This window comes from Streptomyces altiplanensis (genome assembly GCF_053591575.1).
This window is the reverse complement of sequence record NZ_JBSFUB010000038.1, coordinates 1-19921: the sequence shown is the minus strand read 5'-3', so window position 1 is coordinate 19921 and position 19921 is coordinate 1. Positions and strand designations below refer to the sequence as shown.

Sequence of the window (19921 nt, the reverse complement as noted above, 5' to 3'; positions counted from 1 at the left end):
GCGCGTACTGATCGTCGACGACCAGGCGCTGATGCGGGCGGGATTCCGTGCCCTGCTGGCCGCCGAGGACGACATCGAGGTCGTCGCCGAGGCCGCCGACGGCCGCCAGGGCCTCGAACTCGCCCGCCGGCACGTCCCGGACGTCGCGCTCGTCGACGTGCAGATGCCGGTGATGACCGGTATCGAGACCACCCGCCACATCGCCGCCGACCCGGCGCTGGCCGGGGTGCACGTCGTCATCCTCACCAACTACGGCCTGGACGAGTACGTCTTCGACGCACTGCGCGCCGGGGCCGCGGGGTTCCTCCTCAAGGACACCGAACCGGCCGACCTGCTCCGGGCCGTCCGCATCGCGGCCCGCGGCGACGCGCTGCTCTCGCCGTCCGTGACGCGCCGCCTCATCACCGAGTTCGCCGCCCGCCCGCCGGACCGCCGCACGGCCCCCGGCTTCGAGACGCTCACCCGGCGCGAGTGCGAGGTCGCGGCGCTGGTCGCGCACGGCCTGACGAACGAGGAGATCGCCGCCCACATGGTGATCAGCCCCTTCACGGCCAAGACCCACGTCAGCCGCGCCATGGTCAAACTGGGCGCCCGCGACCGCGCCCAGCTGGTCGTCTTCGCCTACGAGTCGGGGCTGGTGACCCCGAGGGGCGGCGCCGCGGGTGCCGGCGATCGCACCGGCTGACCCGCCCACGACGCCGGCCCCCGGGCACGGAGCCCGGGAGCCGGCATCGACGCGTGTGTTCCGTCAGGCCCGGGTCAGTTGGCGTCGACCAGGTGATGAGCGGGCACGGTCACCGTACGGGCGCCCGCCCGGCCGCCCAGGACGACCTTGCGCAGAGCGCTGTTGTTGGTGAGGCTGGTCTCCTTGAGCCGCTTCTCGGGGTTGGCCAGCACCTGGATGTAGTAGGTGCCGTTCGGCAGGTTGGTGATGTCGAACGACTGGCCGGGGAGGTCCTGGGTGTACGTGTCGCCGGAGCCGACGTCGAGCACTTCCCGGACGGAGATGGAGCTCTCCTGGCCGCACGCGGTGGACAGGTCGGTGTTGTCCGGGTGCCAGTTGGCGTTCTTCACCGTGTAGTCGACCGCGTCGGTGTTGGCCAGGCAGAAGGCCTCCTTGCCGCTGCGGACCGTCTCCTTCCGGTCGGCCTTGAGCAGCCGGTAGCTGGCGAAGTCGGTGAAGTGCCAGTGCTCGTGCCCCTTGCGGGGGTCCCACTCCATGGTGCCGGTCGGCGTGTAGCCGACCTGCTTCCCGTCGGCGTCGTAGAAGTACTGGTAGGCGTCCATCACCTCCTTGCCCGGAGCGCGGAAGCCGTCGACCACGAGCTGTGCGGGACCCGCGTTCCACACGTTGGCGCTGAAGGCCAGGTAGTCCTTGCCCGCCGTGCTGCCCTCGCCCTTGTCGGTGGTGATGCCGTAGGCCGGCAGCGAACGCAGGTCGGGCTTGGGCACGTTCGGCACGTTCGGCGCGCCGGTCGGCCGCTTCGCGGCGGGCTTCATCGCCGGAGCCTTCCGGGAACCGTCGGTCTGCCCGGCCTTGTCACCCACCCGGGCCGCCCTGAAAGCTTCCTTTCCGAGCGCCCAGGGGAGCGCCGGCGGTGCGGGGGTGTAGGGCCCGTGACCCACGTTGTACGACGGTCCCGCCCCGCTCGTCGCGGGGGCCGGCGCCGGCGCGCGCATCGCGCTGTGACCGGAGTGCCCGGCCGCGTGCGACCCGTGCGCCATGGCGGACGCCGCGCCCGTGTCGTCCTCGTAGCTGCGCTCGCGTACGGTCACCTTGATCGTCCGGGACTTGTTCTCCATGCCGAACAGCTCGCGGTAGCGCTTCTTCACGGACACCTTGGCGGTGTACTTCCCGGCCGGCAGGGCGACCGGGTCGGAGTAGTAGCCCGCGTACGTGTTGGACGCCCAGCCCTTCTCGACACCCCACACCGAGCCGAGCGTGAACGGGTTCTCGGGACAGCTCTCGGGGTACTTCGACCTGGCCGGGGCGTCGGGGCGTATCCGGCCGGAGGCGTTGTTCGGGCAGAAGGCCTCGGACTTGTTCAGCACGGTCCGGCCGGCCGCATCGGTGATCTTGATCTGGGCGAAGTCCGGCAGTCCCGCGAAGTCCTTCACCAGGCCCTGGGGAAGGGTCTTGGTCCGGGTCCTCGTTTTCTCGCGGATGACCTGCGTGGCCACGACCGGGTCCTTGTAGGACTTGCGGGTCACCTTGAGTTCGAGGGGGCCGTTCTCGGCGGTGACGTACGTACCGAGGTCCAGGTAGACGCCGGGGCTCTCCTTCCACGAGGTGAGCGTCACCGAACCCGAGGCGGCGATCAGACTGAGCTTCGGCGCGGGCTGCTCCGTCTCGGCGTCGGGCGCGGCGGCGACGAGGCCGGCGGTCACGGTGATCGCCGCGGCGCCGGCGATCGCCGAACGCCATGGACGGGCTTGGGGGAATCTGGTCATAATTCCTCGTTTTCCGGGTGCCTGATCTGATCGCGGAACTGTCTCCGGTCCGTGAGAGTTGCTGGAGGGCCGCATGGGTTGTCTGGGACCTCGCGAGACACGGCTCGTTGTCCGAAAACAGACCCTGAATGCCGGATCAAGCCGTCATGACGCTGTTTCCGCCCCGGGGCTTCCCCGTTGTGGTAAGAGAGCCGGGGCTCTTCGGAGCCCGGCCGCTACGCCCGGCCTCTACGCCCCGCCGGACGACCCGCTGTCCGTTGGCCGAGCGGCCCACCCCGGCGGGCGAGCCCCTCCCGATCAGCAGGCTGCGGTGGAGCTGCCCAGGAGCAGGGGGGCGCCGGTGCGCGCGGTGATGTCCTCGACGGTGACGCCGGGGGCGGTCTCGACGAGAGCGAGGCCGTCGTCGGTGACATCGAGGACGCCGAGGTCGGTGATGATCCGGTGGACGCACGCCTTGCCGGTGAGCGGCAGGGTGCACTCCTCCAGGATCTTCGGGCTCCCGTCCTTGGCGGTGTGCTCCATCAGGACGATGACGCGTCGGGCCCCGTGCACGAGGTCCATCGCGCCGCCCATGCCCTTGACCGTCTTCCCGGGGATCATCCAGTTGGCGAGGTCGCCGTGGGCGGAGACCTGCATGGCGCCGAGGACGGCGGTGTCGATGTGGCCGCCGCGGATCATCCCGAAGGACAGCGCCGAGTCGAAGAAGGAGGCGCCCGGCAGCACGGTGACGGTCTCCTTGCCGGCGTTGATCAGGTCCGGGTCGACCTCGTCCTCGGTGGGGTAGGGGCCGGTGCCGAGGATGCCGTTCTCGGAGTGCAGGACGACGTGCACGCCGGGCGGGAGGTGGCCGGGGACGAGGGTGGGCAGGCCGATGCCGAGGTTGACGTAGGAGCCGTCGGTGAGTTCGGCGGCGGCTCGGGCGGCCATCCGGTCGCGGGTCCAGGTCATCAGGAACGTACCGTCCCTCGTGTCGGAGATGCGGAAGTCAGAAGGCGCTCGATCTGCTTGTCGGCGGCCTCGTCGGCGTCGAGCTCCACGACCCCCTGCACGTAGATGCCGGGCAGGTGCACCTCTTCGGGGGCCAGCTCACCCGGCTCGACGAGTTCCTCGACCTCGGCGACGGTGACGCGGCCGGCCATGGCGGCGAGGGGGTTGAAGTTGGCGGCGGCCCGGCGGAAGCAGAGGTTGCCGTGCCGGTCGCCGCGCCAGGCCCGTACGAGCGCGAAGTCGGTGGTGATGCCGTGCTCCAGGACGTGCGGGCGGCCCGCGAAGTCGCGGGTCTCCTTGGGCGGTGAGGCGACGGCGACCGTCCCGTCGGCCGCGTAGCGCCAGGGCAGGCCGCCGGCGGCGACCTGGGTGCCCACGCCGGCCGGGGTGTAGAAGGCGGGGATGCCCGCGCCGCCGGCCCGCAGGCGCTCGGCGAGGGTGCCCTGCGGCACCAGCTCCACCTCCAGCTCGCCGGACAGGTACTGGCGGGCGAACTCCTTGTTCTCGCCGACGTACGAGCCGGTCACCCGGGCGATGCGGCCCGAGGCCAGCAGGATGCCCAGACCCCGGCCGTCCACACCGCAGTTGTTGGAGACGACCTCCAGGCCGCTCGCGCCCTGCGCGTACAGGGCGCGGACGAGGACTTCGGGTACGCCGCTGAGGCCGAAGCCGCCGACGGCCAGTGAGGCGCCGTCGGGGATTTCGGCGACCGCCTCGGCGGCGCTGCCGATCACTTTGTCCATGGTGTGCGTGTTCCTTTCAGTGTGCCGAGCCGGGCAGGACGGCGGACCGGCCCCGGCCGCGGGCGGTGCCGGAGACCAGGGCCGCCCCGCCGTCGGGCCGCCTCATCCGCCGGCCTCCGGCCGCAGGGCGTCGGAGACGGACTTGACGCCGCCGTGCGCGGTCAGTCCGCCGTCCACGGGGATCTCGGCTCCGCTGATGAACGACGCCTCGTCCGACAGCAGGAAGACGACCAGCGGGGCGACCTCGCCGACGGTTCCGGTGCGGCCCAGCGGGGTCTCGCGGACGTTGGCCTCGCGGAAGGCCGGCGCGGCGGAGGCGGTCATCCCGGTCTCGATGTAGCCGGGGTGGACGGTGTTGACGCGGATGCCGCGCGGGCCCAGCTCCAGGGCGGCGGTCTTCGACAGGCCCCGCAGCGCCCACTTGCTGGTCGTGTAGGCGACCGGGTAGTGGGCGGTGAGTGCCGCCGAGGAGCCGACGTTCACGACGGAGGAGCCGGGTGGCATGAGCGGGGCCAGGTGCTGGATGCCGAGGAGGGGGCCGGTGACGTTCACCGCGTGGACCCGGGCCATGTCCTCGGGGCGTACGTCACCGACGCGGGCGCGCCAGGTGATGCCCGCGTTGTTGACCAGGCCGTGCACCTGCCCGTACGCCTCGCGCAGGTCGGCGGCGAGTCCGGCCCAGTCCTTCTCGCTGGTGACATCCAGGCGCCGGCAGCCGCTCGCGGGGTCGACGTCGGTGGCGACGACGCGGGCGCCCTCCCGGGCGAGCGCCTCGGCCTCGGCGGCGCCCTGGCCGCGGGCCGCGCCGGTGACGACGACGACCTTGCCGAGCAGCCTCCCCCGGCCTTCGGCCGGGAGGCGCCCCGAGGGCTGCGGGCCGGTCACGGCCGCTCCCGGCCGCGGCGCCGGCCGGCCGGCAGGGGCACGGGCTCGGCACCCGGGACGACGGTGCTGGAGACGGTGCCGATGCCCTCGACGGTCAGGGTGACGGTGTCGCCCGGCTTCAGCGGCGGCGGCGTCCGCTCGCCGCGCAGGCCCCACAGTTCGGCGAGGCAGCCGCCGTTGCCGCAGGTGCCGGAGCCGAGGACGTCACCCGGCACGACGCGGGTGCCGCGGGAGGCGTAGGCGGTCATCTCCTCGAAGGTCCAGCTCATGTTGGACAGCAGGTCCTTGCCGACTGTCTCGCCGTTGACCTCGGCGGTCAGGGCGAGGCGCAGGAAGCCGTCGGCGTCCCGGTACGGCTCCAGTTCGTCGGCGGTGACGAGGTACGGGCCGAGCGTGGTGGCGGTGTCCTTGCCCTTGCAGGGGCCCAGGCCCACCTTCATCTCCGCCGATTGCAGGTCGCGCGCGGACCAGTCGTTGAAGACGGTGTAGCCGACGATGTGGTCGCGGGCCTGTTCGGGGGTGAGGTCGCGGCCCTCGCGGCCGATCACCGCACCGACCTCCAGCTCGAAGTCCAGGGCGGTGGAGCCGGGCGGCACGGGGATGTCGTCGTGCGGGCCGAAGACGGCGTGCGGGTTGGTGAAGTAGAAGGTCGGGGCCGCGTACCACTGCCCGGGGACGCCGCCGGTGCCCTCCATGGACCGCCGTACGCCCTCGACGTGCTCCTCGAAGGTGACGAAGTCCCTTACGGAGGAGGGCTGGAGGGGAGGAAGCAGCCGTACCTGTGAGACATGGGGGCCGGGCGGCACGTCGAGCGCCGCCGCTCCGGCGGCGAGCAGTCCCGGCAGGCCGTCGGTTTCCGTGAGCAGAGCGGTGAGCGAGGTGACGCCGGGCAGGGGGAGGAGGGTGCCGTCCTCTTCCACGACGGCCACTCGGTGGCGGTGCCGGTGCTCGTAAGCGGCGAAACGCATGGTGCGACTCCTGTTGAAGGGGAGGCCGGGGAGGTCGGTGAAGGGGGATGCTTATGAGGCCGTGGCCCACGGTGACGCGCCCGCGGCAGCCCGCTGCCCGGGTGGTGGTTCGTGCTTCGCGTACCACGCGGTGCTGACGGCTTCATGACCAGCGGACCAGCGGACCAGGGCACCAGGGCACCAGGGCACCAGGGCACCAGGGCACCAGGGCACCAGCGGACCACGGTCCCGGGCCGGGGGCGCGGCGGGCAGTCAGGGCGTTGACAGGAGTGCCGCGCCCCCGGGGTTCGGGGAGGGATCAGACCGGCGGGGCGACGAACACGCCGCGGTCCACGTCGTTGAAGGACTCCTTCGCGATCAGCTCGTTCATGGGGTTGGCGGTGCCCCACTGGTCGGTGACCTCGGGCTGGGAGAAGTCGTAGACGTGCGGGTGCCAGGTGTCCTCGTCGAGCTCTTCCAGCTCCGTCGTGTACTCGACGGTGTTGCCGTGCGGGTCGAGGAAGTAGGTGAAGGTGTTGTCGCCCGCCATGTGCCGGCCCGGTCCCCAGATCTTGCGGAAACCGGCACGCAGCACGCGGCCGGAGCCGCGCATGTACTCGTCGATGCCGCGCATCTCGAAGGAGACGTGGTGCAGGGCGGTGTGCGGGCCCTGGGCGATGGCCATGGAATGGTGCTGGTTGCTGATCCGCATGAAGTGCATGACCTCGCCCATGCGGGGCGAGGACAGCGTGTCACTGAGCGCGAAGCCGAGGTGGCGCTCGTACCACTCACGGGTGCGGTTCAGGTCGGGCGAGTTGAGCACGACGTGGGAGAGCTTGACCGGGATGGCCTCCTTCTCCTCGATCTTGCGGTGCTGCCGCACCTCGACGTCGGCGGAGACCTCGATGGTGCGGCCGTCGACGTCGAAGAACCGGAAGCCGTAGCCGCCGCCGGGGGTGTCGACGGTGCCCGGCCGCGAGATCAGCTGGACGCCGCCGGCGAGCAGGCGCTCGGCGAGGGTGTCGACGTCCGCGGGGTTCGCGGCGCCGTAGGAGACGAGGTCGAGGCGCTTCTCCTCGGCCTGGCGCAGCCGTACGACGTACTGCTCCGGGCTGCCCTCGGCGGCCAGGAAGGAGATGCCGGAGTCCTCGGCGACCTTGGTCAGGCCCCAGACGCCCGCGTAGAAGTCGAGCTGCTTGTCGTAGTCGGGCACGGCGAGGTCGACGTGCCGCAGATGGGTGAGCAGACGTGCGGTCATGACGGGTTCCTCCTCAGGCGAGGGCGAGGTTGAGCAGGGCGCAGGCGTTGCCGCCGCGTACGGCGTCGAAGTCGGACTCGGGAAGACGTGCGGCGCGCAGGGCGGCCACCGGGTCCTCGGTGCCCATGTCGAAGGGGAAGTCCGAGCCCAGCAGCACGCGGTCGGGACCGGCGGCCCGGACCAGCTCGCGCAGTACGTACGGGTCGTGGACGAGCGAGTCGAAGTACAGCCGCTTCAGGTAGCTGCTCGGCGGGTGCGCGCAGCCGGCGCCCGCGTCGGAGCGGACCGACCACGCGTGGTCGGAGCGGCCGATGTGGGTGGGCAGGTAACCGCCTCCGTGCGCGGCGATCAGCTTCAGGCCGGGGTGGCGGTCCAGCACGCCGGAGAAGATGAGGTGGGACAGGGCGACGGCGTTCTCGGTGGGCTGGCCGACGGTGTTGGAGAGGTACCACTGGTCGAGGCGCTCGTCGAGCGTGCAGCCGAACGGGTGCAGGAAGACGATCGCGCCCGTCTCCTCGGCCCGCGCCCAGAAAGGAGCGTAGGCCGGGTCGGAGAGTTCCCGCCCCGGCGCGTGGCTGGAGATCTCCACGCCGGACAGCCCCTGCGCCAGGGCGTGGTCGAGTGCGCGCACCACGTGCTCCGGGTGCTGGAGGGGTACGAGCCCCAGCCCGCGCAGCCGGTCGGGGGCGGCCGAACAGTGCGCGGCCGTCGCCTCGTTGGCGGTCCGGTACACCTTCTCGGCCGTCCCCTCGTCGGCCCAGTAGTGGTAGTGCGAGGGGGAGGGGCTGACCAGCTGGACGTCCACGCCCTGGGCGTCCATCGCGGCCAGGCGTGCGGCGGTGCCGGTCAGCCGGGGGACGCGTTCGCGCACCATGGGGCCGCTGACGGCGAGGGCGGCGGGGCCGTTGCGGCGGGCGTCCAGCGCCTTCGCCCCGGCGAGCCCCGGCAGGTCCGCCACCAGCGCCTCGACCTCGGGCAGCAGGACGTGGGCGTGGACGTCGACGGTCGGCGACGGGCGGGCGGTCACGGCAGCTCCCGGAGCATCGTCATGGTGCGGGCCATCAGGCCGGGCACGTCGGCGTCGCGGACGCCGTCGAGCTGCCACTGCCCAATCTGCACGGACGCCTCCACGACCGGACGGACGCGTGCGATCCGCCGCTCGTAGTACGCCTGGAGCAGCGCGTCGTCCCACTGCCCGGCGCCGGACAGCATCTGGGCGAGCACCCACGCGTCCTCCAGCGACAGGGCGGCGCCCTGGGCGAGGGTGGGCGGGCAGCAGTGGGCGGCGTCGCCGACGAGGACCACCCGGCCGCGGTGCCAGGAGCCCTCCACCAGCATCCGGTCGAACCAGGTGTAGTTGACCTTCGCCGGGTCGGTGATGTGCGCGGTGATCTCCGGCCAGAACCCGCCGTACGCGGAGGCCAGGCGCCGCATCTCGTCGGCGTGGGAGCCGGCGGGTATCGAGGCGCGGTCGCGGTTGGCCTCGACGACGTACGCGTACAGGGTGGTGTCGCTGGTGGGGCAGTACCCGGCGATGTAGGCCGGGCCGCCGTACGCGAGGTCGGTGCGCACCACGCCGGCCGGGCGCGGGGCGGCGACGCGCCAGATGGCCATGCCGGTCGGCTCGGGTCTGACCGTGATGCCGATCGCCGCGCGGGTGGCGGAGCCCAGGCCGTCGGCGGCGATCACCAGGTCGTAGCGGCCCTCGGCGCCGTCGCTGAGGCGGACGGACACGCCGTCGGCGTCCTGCTCCAGTGTCTCCACTCTGGTGCCCAGGCGTACGCGGGCCCCGCTCGCCCGGACCGCGTCGGTCAGGATCTGCTGCAATCGGGGGCGCTGCATGCCGACCGTGGCGGGCAGGTCGTCGCCGCCGGTGCGCAGATCCTCGGCGACGTGCAGGGGGGTACCGTCGGGGGCGGTGATACCGACCGAGCCGAAACCGAAGCCGGACTCCCGCACCTGCTCCCAGACACCCAGTTCCCGCAGGACGCGCAGGGCGTTGCCCTGGAGGGTGATGCCGGAGCCGGCGGTGACGTTCCAGTCGTCCTTGGCCTCGATCAGGTCCACCGCGAGTCCGGCGCGGCGCAGCAGGACCGTCACGGCGTTGCCGGCGGCGCCACCGCCGACGACGAGGACCGTACGGGGTGTGGTCATGGGGAACTCCCTTGTTCCTCGGTCTACTTGACGGCGATCGGGTTGACGGGGGAGCCGACGGCTCCGGTGATGGGCAGCGGGGCGGCGGTGAGCCAGAACTCGTACACGCCGTCGGCCGCGCAGTCCTCGGCGAGCGCGTCCGGGTCCCACATCTCGCCGATGAGCAGCCCGAGGTGGGGGATGGCGACCTGGTGCAGTGGCTGGAAGGCGTGCTCGAACTCGTTGGGCCGCACCTCGAAGCCCCAGGTGTCGGTGGCGATCGCGGCGATCTCCGTGCCGTGCAGCCAGCCGGCGGTGGTGAAGGACAGACCGGGCGCGGGACCGCCGGCGTAGTCGCCCCAGCCTCCCCCACCGCCTTCGGCGTGGGGGGAGCCCCGTCGGCGCACCCGGGCGAGCTGTCCGGTGCGTACGACGACGAGGTCGCCGCGCCCGACGGTCACGCCCTGGGCCTCGGCGGTGGCGGTCAGGTGCTCCTCGGTGATCGCGAAACCGTCGGGCAGCTCGCCCTCTTCTCCGATCGCCCGGCCCACGTCGAGCAGGACACCGCGTCCGGCGACGTGCGGGGCCATGTGCTCGATGCCGGTGACCAGGTCGCCGTCGGAGGTGACGACCTGCTCGGCCGGACGGCCGTTCCACGCCTTGCCGTGGTCGAAGATGTGCCCGAGCCCGTCCCACTGGGTGGAGCACTGCAGCGGCATGGCGATCACGTCGTCGGCGCCGCCGATGCCGTGCGGGAGCCCCTGGTTGCCGAGGGCGGCGTCGGTGCCGGTGTCGAGCATGGTGTGGACGGGGTTGGTCCGCCGCCGCCAGCCCTTCTGGGGGCCGTTGATGTCGAAGCGCTGGGAGAGGGAGAAGCTGACGCCCCGCCGGACGAGCGCGGCGCCCTCGCGGCGTTTGGCCTCGTCGAGGAAGTTGAGGGTGCCCAGTACGTCGTCCTCGCCCCAGCGGCCCCAGTTGGAGTACGCCTCGGCGGCCCGCGCGACCGCGCCCTCGGGGTCGTGCCGGTCGTGCGTCACGACGCCTCCGCCACGCAGCGGGTGCGCTGGGCGCCGAGCCCGGTGATCGAGCCGTCCATGACGTCGCCGTCCCGCAGCAGCCGGCCCCAGTGCATGCCGTTGCCGGCCGGGGAGCCGGTCAGCACCAGGTCGCCGGGCAGGAGGCGGGCGGTCCGGGAGGCGTACGCCACCATGCGCGCCACGTTGAAGATCATGTCCTTGGTGGACTCGTCCTGCATGGTCTCGCCGTTCAGTTTCAGGGTCAGCCGCAGGTCGTCGGGGTCGGCCACCGACTCGGCGGGCACGATCCAGGGGCCGAGCGGGGTGAAGCCGGGCGCGTTCTTGGAGCGCAGCCAGTCGGTGCCGATCTGGGGCATGTCCCGCCGGAAGACGGTGGCGCGGTCGGTGAGGTCGTTGGCGATGGTGTAGCCGGCGACGCAGCGCAGGGCTTCCCCGACGGACACCCGGTACGCGGGCCGGCCGATCACGGCCGTCAACTCCAGTTCCCAGTCCGGCTTCCCGGCCCAGGCGGGCAGCACGACGTCGTCGTACGGACCCGTGATCGCGCTCGGCAGGCCGATGAACACGTACGGCAGGTCCTCGGCCGCCCGCCGGTCCATGATCTCCGCCGCCTCGGCGCGCCGCTCCTCCTCGGAGCGGTCGTCGGCGGGGTCCCGGTGCGCGACGTGCAGGTCGATCACGTGCTGCCGGTAATTCGCCCCCGACTGGAACACCTGCCGCGGCTCGACGGGCGCGTGTACCCGGAAGTCCGCCAGCGGCTTCCGTTCGAGGCCGCTCTCACCGGCCAGCGTCCGCAGCCGTGGCAGAGCCGTCTCCCAGCGGTCCAGCAGGCTCCGGACCGTCAACCGCTCGTCGTCGAAGGCGACTTGCAGATCGAGCACCTGGGCGTCGGGGGTGACGAGGGCGGGGAAGGCCGGCCCGTCCGGGGCCGAGAGGGTGCCAAGGGCGAAGGGACCGGCGAAGAGCGCGGACGCGGATTCGGGTTTCACGGACATGTCCTCCTGATTGCGGTGTGACTAATCTGGACCCACCACCTCCGATCAGGGAAATAGATTCTGTGGATGGTCGGCATCCACCGTGTTTATTCCTCCCTGTTCGGTGCCGTACCGCCAAGGGGAAGCCCCGTGAACCTGTCCCGCCTCGACCTCAACCTCGTCGTCGCCCTGCGCGCCCTCCTGGAGGAACGCAACGTCACCCGCGCCGGGCAGCGTGTCGGGCTCAGCCAGCCCGCGATGAGCGCGGCCCTGGCCCGCCTGCGCCGCCACTTCGACGACGACCTGCTCGCCCGGGTCGGCGGTCACTACGAACTCACCGCTCTCGGACAGGTCCTCCTCGACCGCACCTCCACCGCCTACGACGTGCTGGAACGCCTCTTCGCCAGCCAGGCCGACTTCGACCCGGACAAGGAGAGCCGCGAGTTCAGGCTCGTGGCGTCCGACTACGCCGTCGCCGTCTTCGGCGCCGAACTGGCCCGGGTCGTGCACGAGGAGGCCCCCGGCATCCGGCTGCGCTTCACCCAGACGCCGCCCACCGTGGTGGACGACACCGCCACCCTGCTGAGCGCGACCGACGGCCTGCTCATGCCGCACGGCGTCATCAGCGACTTCCCCGCCACCGACCTCTACGAGGACCGCTGGGTCTTCCTCGTCGCGGACGACCACCCGAGCGTCGTCGACCGGATCACCCGGCAGGACCTGGCCCGGCTGCCGTGGGTCACCTACCAGCGGACCTACGACGCCCCGGCCGTACGCCAGCTCGGCATGCTGGGCGTCGAGCCGCGCGTGGAGGTCTCCGTGGACAGCTTCCAGCTGCTGCCGCTGCTGGTGGCGGGCACCCGGCGCGTCGCCCTGGTCCAGGCGCGTCTCGCCCGGCTCCTCGCGCCACTCGCCGCCGTTCGCGTACTGGAGCCGCCGTACGAGGCCGTCCCCCTGCGCGAGGCACTGTGGTGGCATCCGGTGCACACGCACGACGCGGCCCACATCTGGCTGCGCGAGACGGCCGCGCGGGTCGGCAGGCGGCTGGCGGACACGCACCGGATGTGAGGCGCGCCCCGCGACGGGCGCGCCCCGCGCGCATCCGGTGCTCCGGCCCCGGAACCCCGGGGGTATCCACGCGCTGGATCGGCGGCATCGGAAAATCGGATCGCGTCAGGGGTGGGCAGGCCGGTGCCCGGAGCGCATAGTCGTGGCACATCACGCGCCCGTACGCCGACGCCTCTCCGCCACCGGACCCGTCCGCCGTGCGGCGCCGCCTTCCCGCCTCGCGCCCTGGAGTGCCGCCGTGCCCGCTCCCCCCGCCCGTGACCACGGCGCCTCTCCGGCCGTGCGCGGCAGACCGCCCGCCGTCCTGCCGATGGCCGGCAGCCGCATGCCCGTCCCCGGCGCGGCCTAGCGGTCCCGGGGCACCGCGGTGCTGGAGCGCACCACCAGGCGGGGCGTCATCGTGGTCTGCATGGCCCGGTCCCGCCGGCCCTCCACCCGTTCGATGAGCATCCTGGCGGCGGTGCGGCCCATGGTGTGGCCCGCCTGGTCGACGCTGGTCAGCTGGACGGGGGCCAGGGCGGCGAGGGCGGTGTTGTTGTAGCCGACGAGCGAGAGGTCGTCCGGGATGCGCAAGCCCAGTTCGTGGGCCGCCCGGTAGATGCCCAGAGCGGCGACGTCGGCGCCGGTCATGACGGCGGTCGGCGGACGCTCCGCCGTCAGCAGGGTCATGCCCGCCTTGAAGCCGCCGTCGTCGGAGTACGCGGCGTGGTGGACCTGCGCGTGCTCCGCGAGGCCGTGCCGTTCCATGGCCTCGCGGTAGCCGTCGGTCAGCACGATCTCCGGCGTGCGCCTCCACTGCCCGGCCTTGGCGCCCGCGGCCGAGACGAGGGCGATGTCACGGTGTCCGAGCGAGACCAGGTGATCCACCACCAGACCGGCGCCGACGTCGTCGGCGTCCACCACCGAGTCGTGCGTGTCCGCGCCGTCGTGGTGGCCGATGACCACGGTCGGCGTCGACGCGGCCGTGGCCAGCACCTCGGGGCGGGGCGTTCCCGGCGCGATGAGGATCAGGCCGTCCATCTGACGGTCCACCATGGAGCGGACGGTCCTGGCCTGTTCCTCCGGCCCGAATCCGGCCGCGCCGATCAGCACGGTGTACTCGCTCTGGCGGAGCTCCTCGTTGACGCCGTCGAGGATGTCCGCGAAGAACGCGTTGCGGACGTTGTCCAGCAGCACACCGACGGTGTAGGTCCGGCCGCGCATCCCGCGCGCCGCCGCATGCGGGCGGTAGCCCAGTTCGGCGATCGCCGTCCGGACCCTCTCCTGCATGGCCGGGCTCGAACCGTAGGCGTTGCGCAGGACCTTGGACACGGCGGCGGTGGACACGCCGGCGTGGCGGGCGACATCGGTGATGGTCACCCGCTTGCTCCGCTTGCTCTGCTGGTGCGTGGCAGGCCCGTCCATCGTCAGTACTCCATTTTCCGTGGTTGTAGTGCAACGGTCTACATGGCGACCCCCGGGCGGCGTCAAGTCACTTTCCATGAAACCCCGGTTATTACAACTCTGTGTCTTGACGGCAACGGGGGAGGGGTGCAGGGTGTAGCCCACTTCTCGGTGAAGAACGTTTTACACGACTTCATGTGCGGCCGGGCCTGCTCGCCGCCCTGGCGCCGCTCTCCGCGCCCCCTCCTCCTCTCACGATCCCAGGGAGTCATCCGTGCCCCTCCGCATGCCCCGCGCCCGCCGCACACGCCTGAGCCTCCTCACGGTCGGCACCGCCTCCATGGCCCTCCTCGCCACCGCCTGCGGTGGCAGTGGTGGCGGTGTCTCCCCGGCCGCGCCCAAGGACTTCAGCTACTTGAGCGTTACCGAGAACACCACGGTCAAGACCGCCTTGACCACCCTGTCGAAGGACGCGTGCAAGGCAGCGGACGAAGCCCTGCCACTGAAGGTGGAGACCGTGCCGCAGGCCAGTCTGGACCAGAAGCTCCAGCTGCTGGCCGGACAGGACGCGCTGCCGGTGCAGTTTGCCGCGGGCAACGCCCCGGCCCTCACCCAGCAGCTCGACACGTCCGGCAAGGTCGCCGACCTGGAGAAGGAGCTCAAGGCCCTCGGAGCCTACGACCAGCTGGAGCCGGCCGCCGTCTCCACGATCAAGGCGCTGTACGGCGGCAAGCTGGCGGTCCTGCCGTACGAGTACAACGTCGAGGGGATCTTCTACAACAAGAAGCTGTTCGGCGAGCACGGTGTGAAGATCCCCGGGACCTGGGACGAGCTGGTGGCCGCAGCGGCGAAGCTGAAGTCGAAGGGCGTCCAGCCGTTCTCCGCCTCCGGCCGGCAGGGCTGGCCGCTGACCCGGCTGATCAGCGGTTACCTCTACCGCAGCCTCGGCCCGGACGCCCTGAAGGACGTCGCCGACGGCAAGGCCGAGCTGACCGACCCGGAGTACGTCGAGGCAGCCGGGGAGATCGCCGCACTCGGCAGGAAGGGCTACTTCGGCAAGGGCGTCGGCTCCATCGACTACGACACCGCGATGAACCAGTTCCTGAGCGGCAAGGCCGGCATGTTCTACATGGGCAGCTGGGCCCTGGCGAACATCACCGACGAGAAGCAGAACAAGGCCGGCGCCGAGAACATCGGGTTCATGCCCTTCCCCGCCGTCGACGGCGGCGCGGGCTCGGTCGACCAGTACCCCTCCAACATCGGCCTCGGCATCGCCCTCGGCGCCAGGACCTTCGACAAGAAGACCGGTGACTGGGTCTCCTGCATCGCCGAGAACTACGGCAGCACCGCGCTGAAGGACCACGGGTCCATCTCCGGGTTCAAGGTGAACACCAAGGTCGAGGACAACGCCGAGGTCACCACACAGGTCCGCCAGACGGTCAGCTCCTCGAAGCAGAACGTCCTGTGGTTCGAGGCCCTGTTCAGCACCAGGGCCACCACCGTCAGCCAGCAGAACGCGGCGGGTCTGGTCGGCGGAAGCACGAGCCCGAAGCAGTTCATGCAGACGGTCCAGGACGCGCTGGCCTCCCAGTGACCGGCCGGGGGCGGCCCGTGCGGGCCTCCTGGCGCACCCCGTGCGGGCCGCCCCCGGACCCGTCTCCCCAACGGCCAACGGAACGGAAAGTGGACACCACCCATGCACCGCGTACTCGGTGACCGCAGGGCCATCGCGATCCTGCTCGGTCCCGCCCTCCTCGTCTACTCACTGATCATGCTGGTCCCCATGGTGTGGTCGCTCGGCTACTCCTTCACCAAGGGCAACACCATCGAAGGTTTCACCGGCAACGGTGTCGCCAACTTCTCCCGCCTCCTCGACGACCAGGCCGTCCACGACGCCCTGTGGTTCACCCTCAAGTACGCCGTGACCGTCACGGCGGGCCAAGTGATCGCCGGCTACCTGCTGGCCCTGCTGTACGTGTTCTTCCTCAGACGCGCTTCCGCGCTGATCCGCACGCTGGTGTTCTTTCCCGTGGTCCTGCCCACCGTCGCCGTCGGCCTCCTCTTCCAGAAGTTCTTCCAGGTCGCCCCGCAGACCGGTCCCGTCAACTCCCTGCTCAACGCGGCCGGCATCGACTCCGTCGACTTCTTCGGCAGCGCGGGCAGCGCGTTCTGGGTCCTGATCGTCATGGACATCTGGCGCTCCATGGGCTTCTACGCCGTGCTCCTCTTCGCCGGCCTGGTCGACATCCCCGACGAGGTCCTGGAATCGGCCCGTCTGGACGGGGCGACGGGCCCGCGCCTGATCCGCCACATCGTGCTGCCGCTCTCCCTGCCCGTGCTGATGTCGTCCCTGATCTTCAGCGTCAACGGCACGTTGAAGGCTTTCGACTCGATCGTCGCCCTGACGGGCGGCGGTCCCGGCAACGGCACGACCCCGCTGACCCTGTACATGTTCCAGACGTCGTTCACCTACAGCGACTACGGCTACGGCAGCACCATTGCCCTGCTGCTGACCGTCGTATGCCTGCTGGTGAGCCTGGTCGTCTACCGCGTCTCGCGGCGCGACCTCACGGAGGGCTGAGAACCATGGCCACCATCGACACCCCTGTGAAGACCTCCTCCGCGGGCCGCCGGGGCGCGAGCCCCCACGGCGGCCCGGCCCGGCCCCGTCACCGCCGGGGCGGCCGGCTGTGGGTGAAGGCAGTAGTCGGCCTCCTGCTGGTCGTCGAGGTCTACCCGCTGGTCTGGATGTTCCTGACGTCCCTGAAGTCCAACGACGACCATCTGAACAACTCCACCTGGAGCCTGCCCACCACCTGGGAGTGGGGCAACTACGCCGATGCCTGGACCACGGGCCACATCGGCCTGTACCTGCAGAACAGCCTGCTGGCGGTCGTACCGGCGCTGGCGCTGATGCTGCTCCTCGGGACGGCGGCCGGCTTCGCCCTGCAGATCATGGTGTGGAAGGGCCGCAGCCTCACCCTGCTGGTCTTCCTCGCGGGCATGATGGTGCCCCCGCAGATGATCCTGCTGCCCCTGTTCACCGTGTACTTCCAGACCGGGCTGTCCGGCACCCTGTGGCCGCTGATCCTCACCTACACCGGCACCGGCCTGCCCCTGACCGTCTTCATGATGGCCACCTACTACCGGACCGTTCCCCGGGAGTTGTTCGAAGCCGCCACCCTCGACGGCGCCGGCATCCTCCGGGCCTTCTGGACCATCAGCGTTCCCCTGGTCCGCAACGCGCTCCTCACCGTCGGCCTGGTGCAGTTCTTCTTCATCTGGAACGACCTGCTCATCGCCATGACCTTCACCAACAACCAGGACCTGCGCACCATCCAGGTCGGCCTCCTCAACTTCACCGGCGACTTCGGCGCCACCCAGTACGGCCCGCTCTTCGCGGCCATCTGCATCAACGTCTTCGGCACCCTCCTGATCTACCTCTTCCTCAACCAGAAGGTCATGAAGGGCCTCACCTCGGGAGCGGTCAAGGGCTGACCCCGCGCCCACCACGCCCGCCCGCTCCCGCACGTGAAAGAGAGGTCCCCCCTTGCTGCCCCCTCAGCCCTCCCCAGTCCGCTTCGAGCACCTCCCGGACGGCCTCGGCACCGGCGCCGCATCCCCCCGCCTGTCGTGGACGCTGGGGCCGGGTTCCGGCCGCCAGGAGGCGTACGAACTCGAACTCGACCGCGCCGGCCGCGTGCACCGCACCGGTCGCGTCGACAGCGCCGGCCAGGTGCTGGTGGCCTGGCCCGGCGAGCCACTGGCCTCCCGGGAACGGGTGTCCGTCCGCGTCCGTGTCTGGACCGCCGGCCCGGCGGCCCCCTCGCCGTGGAGCGGACCGAGCACCGTCGAGGCCGGCCTGCTCGATCCGGCCGACTGGCTGGCGGTCCCGGTCGGCGCCGGCTGGGACGAGGACCCGGACACCGATCGCCGTCCGGCCCGTGTCCGCCGGGACTTCACCCTCGACCGGCCCGTCGCGCGCGCCCGCCTCTACATCACGGCCCACGGCCTGTACGAGACGGAGATCAACGGGCGGCGCGTCGGCGACGAGGCCCTCGCCCCGGGCTGGACGGTCTACCCCCGCCGGCTGCGCTACCGCACCCACGACGTCACCGGTCACCTCACGGAGGGCGCCAACACCATGGGCGCCTGGCTCGCCGACGGCTGGTACCGCGGCACGTACGGCTTCGACGGCGGCACCCGCAACATCTACGGCACCGACCAGTCCCTCATCGCCCAGCTGGAGGTCACGTACGCAGACGGCACCACCACCGTCATCGCCACCGACCCGTCCTGGAAGGCCGCCCCCGGCCCCGTCCTCACCAGCGGCCTGTACGAGGGGGAGACCTTCGACGCCCGCCTCCACGACCCGCACTGGGCCGCACCGTCCGGCGCCGGCTCCGGCGACTGGACCCCCGTACGGACCGGCGTCCGCGATCCCCACACCCTGATCGCCCCCCAGGGCCCGCCGGTGCGCTGCACCGAGGAGATCGCCCCGGTCACCGTCACCCGCACGGAAGACGGCCGCCACCTCCTCGACTTCGGCCAGAACCTCGTCGGCCGCCTGCGGATCACCGTCGACGGCCCCGCCGGCACCACCGTCACCCTGCGGCACGCGGAGGTGCTCCAGGACGGCGAACCGGCCACGCGCCCCCTGCGCGAGGCGCACGCCACCGACACCCTGGTCCTCGCCGGCGGCGGACCGTTCACCTGGGAACCCCGCTTCACCCTGCACGGCTTCCGGTACGCCGAAGTCACCGGCTGGCCGGGGGAGTTGACGGACGGCTCCGTCACCGCACGGGTGTACCACACGGACATGCGCCGCACCGGCTGGTTCGAGTGCAGCGACCCGCTGGTCAACCGCCTGCACGAGAACGTCGTGTGGTCCATGCGCGGCAACTTCGTCGACATCCCCACCGACTGCCCCCAGCGCGACGAACGCCTCGGCTGGACCGGCGACATCCAGGTCTTCGCCCCCACCGCGAGCTTCCTCCACGACTGCGCCGGCATGCTCGACTCCTGGCTCACCGACGTCGGCGTCGAGCAGCTCCCCGACGGCACGGTTCCCTGGTACGTACCCGTCATCCCCGGCGGGCCGATGTGGACCCCCGTCCAGCCCGGAGCCGCCTGGGGCGACGTCGCCACCCTCACCCCCTGGGTGCTCCACCAGCGCTTCGGTGACCTCGGACTCCTGCGCCGTCACTACCCCATGGCCGAGAAGTGGGTCGGCCTGATGGAGCGCCTGGCCGGTCCCGGCAGGCTGTGGGACACCGGATTCCAGCTGGGGGACTGGCTCGATCCCGCCGCACCGCCGGACGACCCGGCTGCCGGACGCACCGACCGCTACCTCGTCGCCACCGCCTACTTCGCCCACTCCGCACACCATCTCGCCCTGTCGGCAGCGGAGTTGGGGTACGACGCGGAAGCCGGGCGGTATGCGGCGCTGGCCGGCGAAGTGGCAGCGGCTTTCCGCGACCGGTACGTCCTGCCCTCGGGCCGGATGACCAGTGACAGCCCCACCGCCTACGCGATCGGCCTCGCCTTCGGCCTGCTCACCCCGCGGCAGCGGCAGACCGCGGGCGACCGCCTGGCCGAACTCGTCCTGGCGGACGACGCCCGTATCGCGACCGGCTTCGTCGGCACCCCGCTGATCTGCGACGCCCTCACCGACACCGGCCACCTCGACGTCGCCTACCGCCTGCTGACCCAGACGGAGTGCCCCTCGTGGCTGTACCCCGTCACCATGGGCGCCACGACCGTCTGGGAACGCTGGGACAGCCTCCGCCCCGACGGCACCCTCAACCCCGGGGGGATGACCTCCTTCAACCACTACGCCCTCGGCGCCGTCGCCGACTGGCTCCACCGCGTGGTCGGCGGCATCACCGCCACCGCCCTCGGATACCGTTCCATCGCCTTCCGGCCCCGACCCGGGGGCGGCATCACCTGGGCCCGCACCCGTCACGAGACGCCTTACGGAACCGCCGCCCTGTCGTGGGAGCTGACCGCCGCCGGCGTGACGGCCCGCGTCACCGTGCCCGAAGGCTGCACGGCC

The 19921-nt window shown here is 71.6% G+C and carries 17 protein-coding genes; 6 read left to right on the top strand and 11 right to left on the bottom strand.

The features are described from left to right. Window positions 1-31 precede the first annotated feature (31 nt). Window positions 32-685: a response regulator gene (locus ACWD0Y_RS18365; protein ID WP_450261423.1), complete on the top strand. Its 654-nt coding sequence runs from the start codon at window positions 32-34 to the stop codon at window positions 683-685. A 74-nt stretch (window positions 686-759) separates the two neighbouring features. On the opposite strand, the gene ACWD0Y_RS18360 is transcribed toward ACWD0Y_RS18365, so the two are convergent. From ACWD0Y_RS18360 to ACWD0Y_RS18315, 10 genes are all read right to left on the bottom strand, one after another. Continuing rightward, window positions 760-2451: a lysyl oxidase family protein gene (locus tag ACWD0Y_RS18360; protein ID WP_450261383.1), complete on the bottom strand. Its 1692-nt coding sequence runs from the start codon at window positions 2449-2451 to the stop codon at window positions 760-762. A 297-nt stretch (window positions 2452-2748) separates the two neighbouring features. Beyond that, the gene (locus ACWD0Y_RS18355; RefSeq protein WP_450261382.1) at window positions 2749-3399 is read right to left on the bottom strand and encodes a CoA transferase subunit B; all 651 of its coding nucleotides are present in this window, start codon (window positions 3397-3399) and stop codon (window positions 2749-2751) included. After that, window positions 3399-4181: a CoA transferase subunit A gene (locus ACWD0Y_RS18350; protein ID WP_450261381.1), complete on the bottom strand. Its 783-nt coding sequence runs from the start codon at window positions 4179-4181 to the stop codon at window positions 3399-3401. The genes ACWD0Y_RS18355 and ACWD0Y_RS18350 overlap by 1 nt, the downstream gene beginning before the upstream one ends. 102 nt (window positions 4182-4283) lie before the next feature. Continuing rightward, entirely contained in the window at window positions 4284-5066 is a 783-nt protein-coding gene (locus ACWD0Y_RS18345; RefSeq protein ID WP_450261380.1) for an SDR family NAD(P)-dependent oxidoreductase, read from the bottom strand. Next, window positions 5063-6034 (bottom strand): fumarylacetoacetate hydrolase family protein, encoded by a 972-nt coding sequence (locus tag ACWD0Y_RS18340; RefSeq protein WP_450261379.1) that lies wholly within the window; start codon window positions 6032-6034, stop codon window positions 5063-5065. Before ACWD0Y_RS18340 ends, ACWD0Y_RS18345 begins: the two co-directional genes overlap by 4 nt. A 298-nt stretch (window positions 6035-6332) precedes the next feature. Continuing rightward, window positions 6333-7271: a VOC family protein gene (locus ACWD0Y_RS18335; RefSeq protein ID WP_450261378.1), complete on the bottom strand. Its 939-nt coding sequence runs from the start codon at window positions 7269-7271 to the stop codon at window positions 6333-6335. Window positions 7272-7284: 13 nt separating this feature from the next. Beyond that, complete coding sequence (locus ACWD0Y_RS18330; RefSeq protein ID WP_450261377.1) at window positions 7285-8298, bottom strand: amidohydrolase family protein; 1014 nt, start codon at window positions 8296-8298, stop codon at window positions 7285-7287. Next, window positions 8295-9425, bottom strand: a complete 1131-nt coding sequence (locus tag ACWD0Y_RS18325; RefSeq protein ID WP_450261376.1) for an FAD-dependent oxidoreductase — start codon at window positions 9423-9425, stop codon at window positions 8295-8297. Before ACWD0Y_RS18325 ends, ACWD0Y_RS18330 begins: the two co-directional genes overlap by 4 nt. Window positions 9426-9448: 23 nt before the next feature. After that, entirely contained in the window at window positions 9449-10441 is a 993-nt protein-coding gene (locus ACWD0Y_RS18320) for a cyclase family protein (RefSeq protein WP_450261375.1), read from the bottom strand. After that, complete coding sequence (locus ACWD0Y_RS18315) at window positions 10438-11436, bottom strand: fumarylacetoacetate hydrolase family protein (protein ID WP_450261374.1); 999 nt, start codon at window positions 11434-11436, stop codon at window positions 10438-10440. The genes ACWD0Y_RS18320 and ACWD0Y_RS18315 overlap by 4 nt, the downstream gene beginning before the upstream one ends. 129 nt (window positions 11437-11565) lie before the next feature. Between ACWD0Y_RS18315 and ACWD0Y_RS18310 the strand changes: the two genes are divergently transcribed. After that, window positions 11566-12483, top strand: coding sequence for a LysR family transcriptional regulator (locus ACWD0Y_RS18310; RefSeq protein ID WP_093798292.1), 918 nt, complete (start codon window positions 11566-11568; stop codon window positions 12481-12483). Window positions 12484-12828: 345 nt separating this feature from the next. On the opposite strand, the gene ACWD0Y_RS18305 is transcribed toward ACWD0Y_RS18310, so the two are convergent. Continuing rightward, window positions 12829-13887, bottom strand: coding sequence for a LacI family DNA-binding transcriptional regulator (locus tag ACWD0Y_RS18305; RefSeq protein ID WP_450261373.1), 1059 nt, complete (start codon window positions 13885-13887; stop codon window positions 12829-12831). Between the two features lie 253 nt (window positions 13888-14140). Here ACWD0Y_RS18305 and ACWD0Y_RS18300 point away from each other — a divergent pair, with 253 nt between their 5' ends. The 4 genes from ACWD0Y_RS18300 to ACWD0Y_RS18285 all read left to right on the top strand — a co-directional run. Beyond that, window positions 14141-15460 carry an ABC transporter substrate-binding protein gene (locus ACWD0Y_RS18300; RefSeq protein WP_450261372.1) on the top strand — a complete coding sequence of 440 codons (1320 nt, stop codon included), beginning with the start codon at window positions 14141-14143 and terminating at the stop codon, window positions 15458-15460. 102 nt (window positions 15461-15562) lie between these two features. Next, the gene (locus tag ACWD0Y_RS18295) at window positions 15563-16447 is read left to right on the top strand and encodes a carbohydrate ABC transporter permease (protein WP_450261371.1); all 885 of its coding nucleotides are present in this window, start codon (window positions 15563-15565) and stop codon (window positions 16445-16447) included. 5 nt (window positions 16448-16452) lie between these two features. After that, entirely contained in the window at window positions 16453-17364 is a 912-nt protein-coding gene (locus ACWD0Y_RS18290; RefSeq protein WP_450261370.1) for a carbohydrate ABC transporter permease, read from the top strand. Between the two features lie 52 nt (window positions 17365-17416). Next, window positions 17417-19921 (top strand): family 78 glycoside hydrolase catalytic domain (locus tag ACWD0Y_RS18285; RefSeq protein WP_450261369.1); only part of this gene is annotated, 2505 nt, incomplete at its 3' end.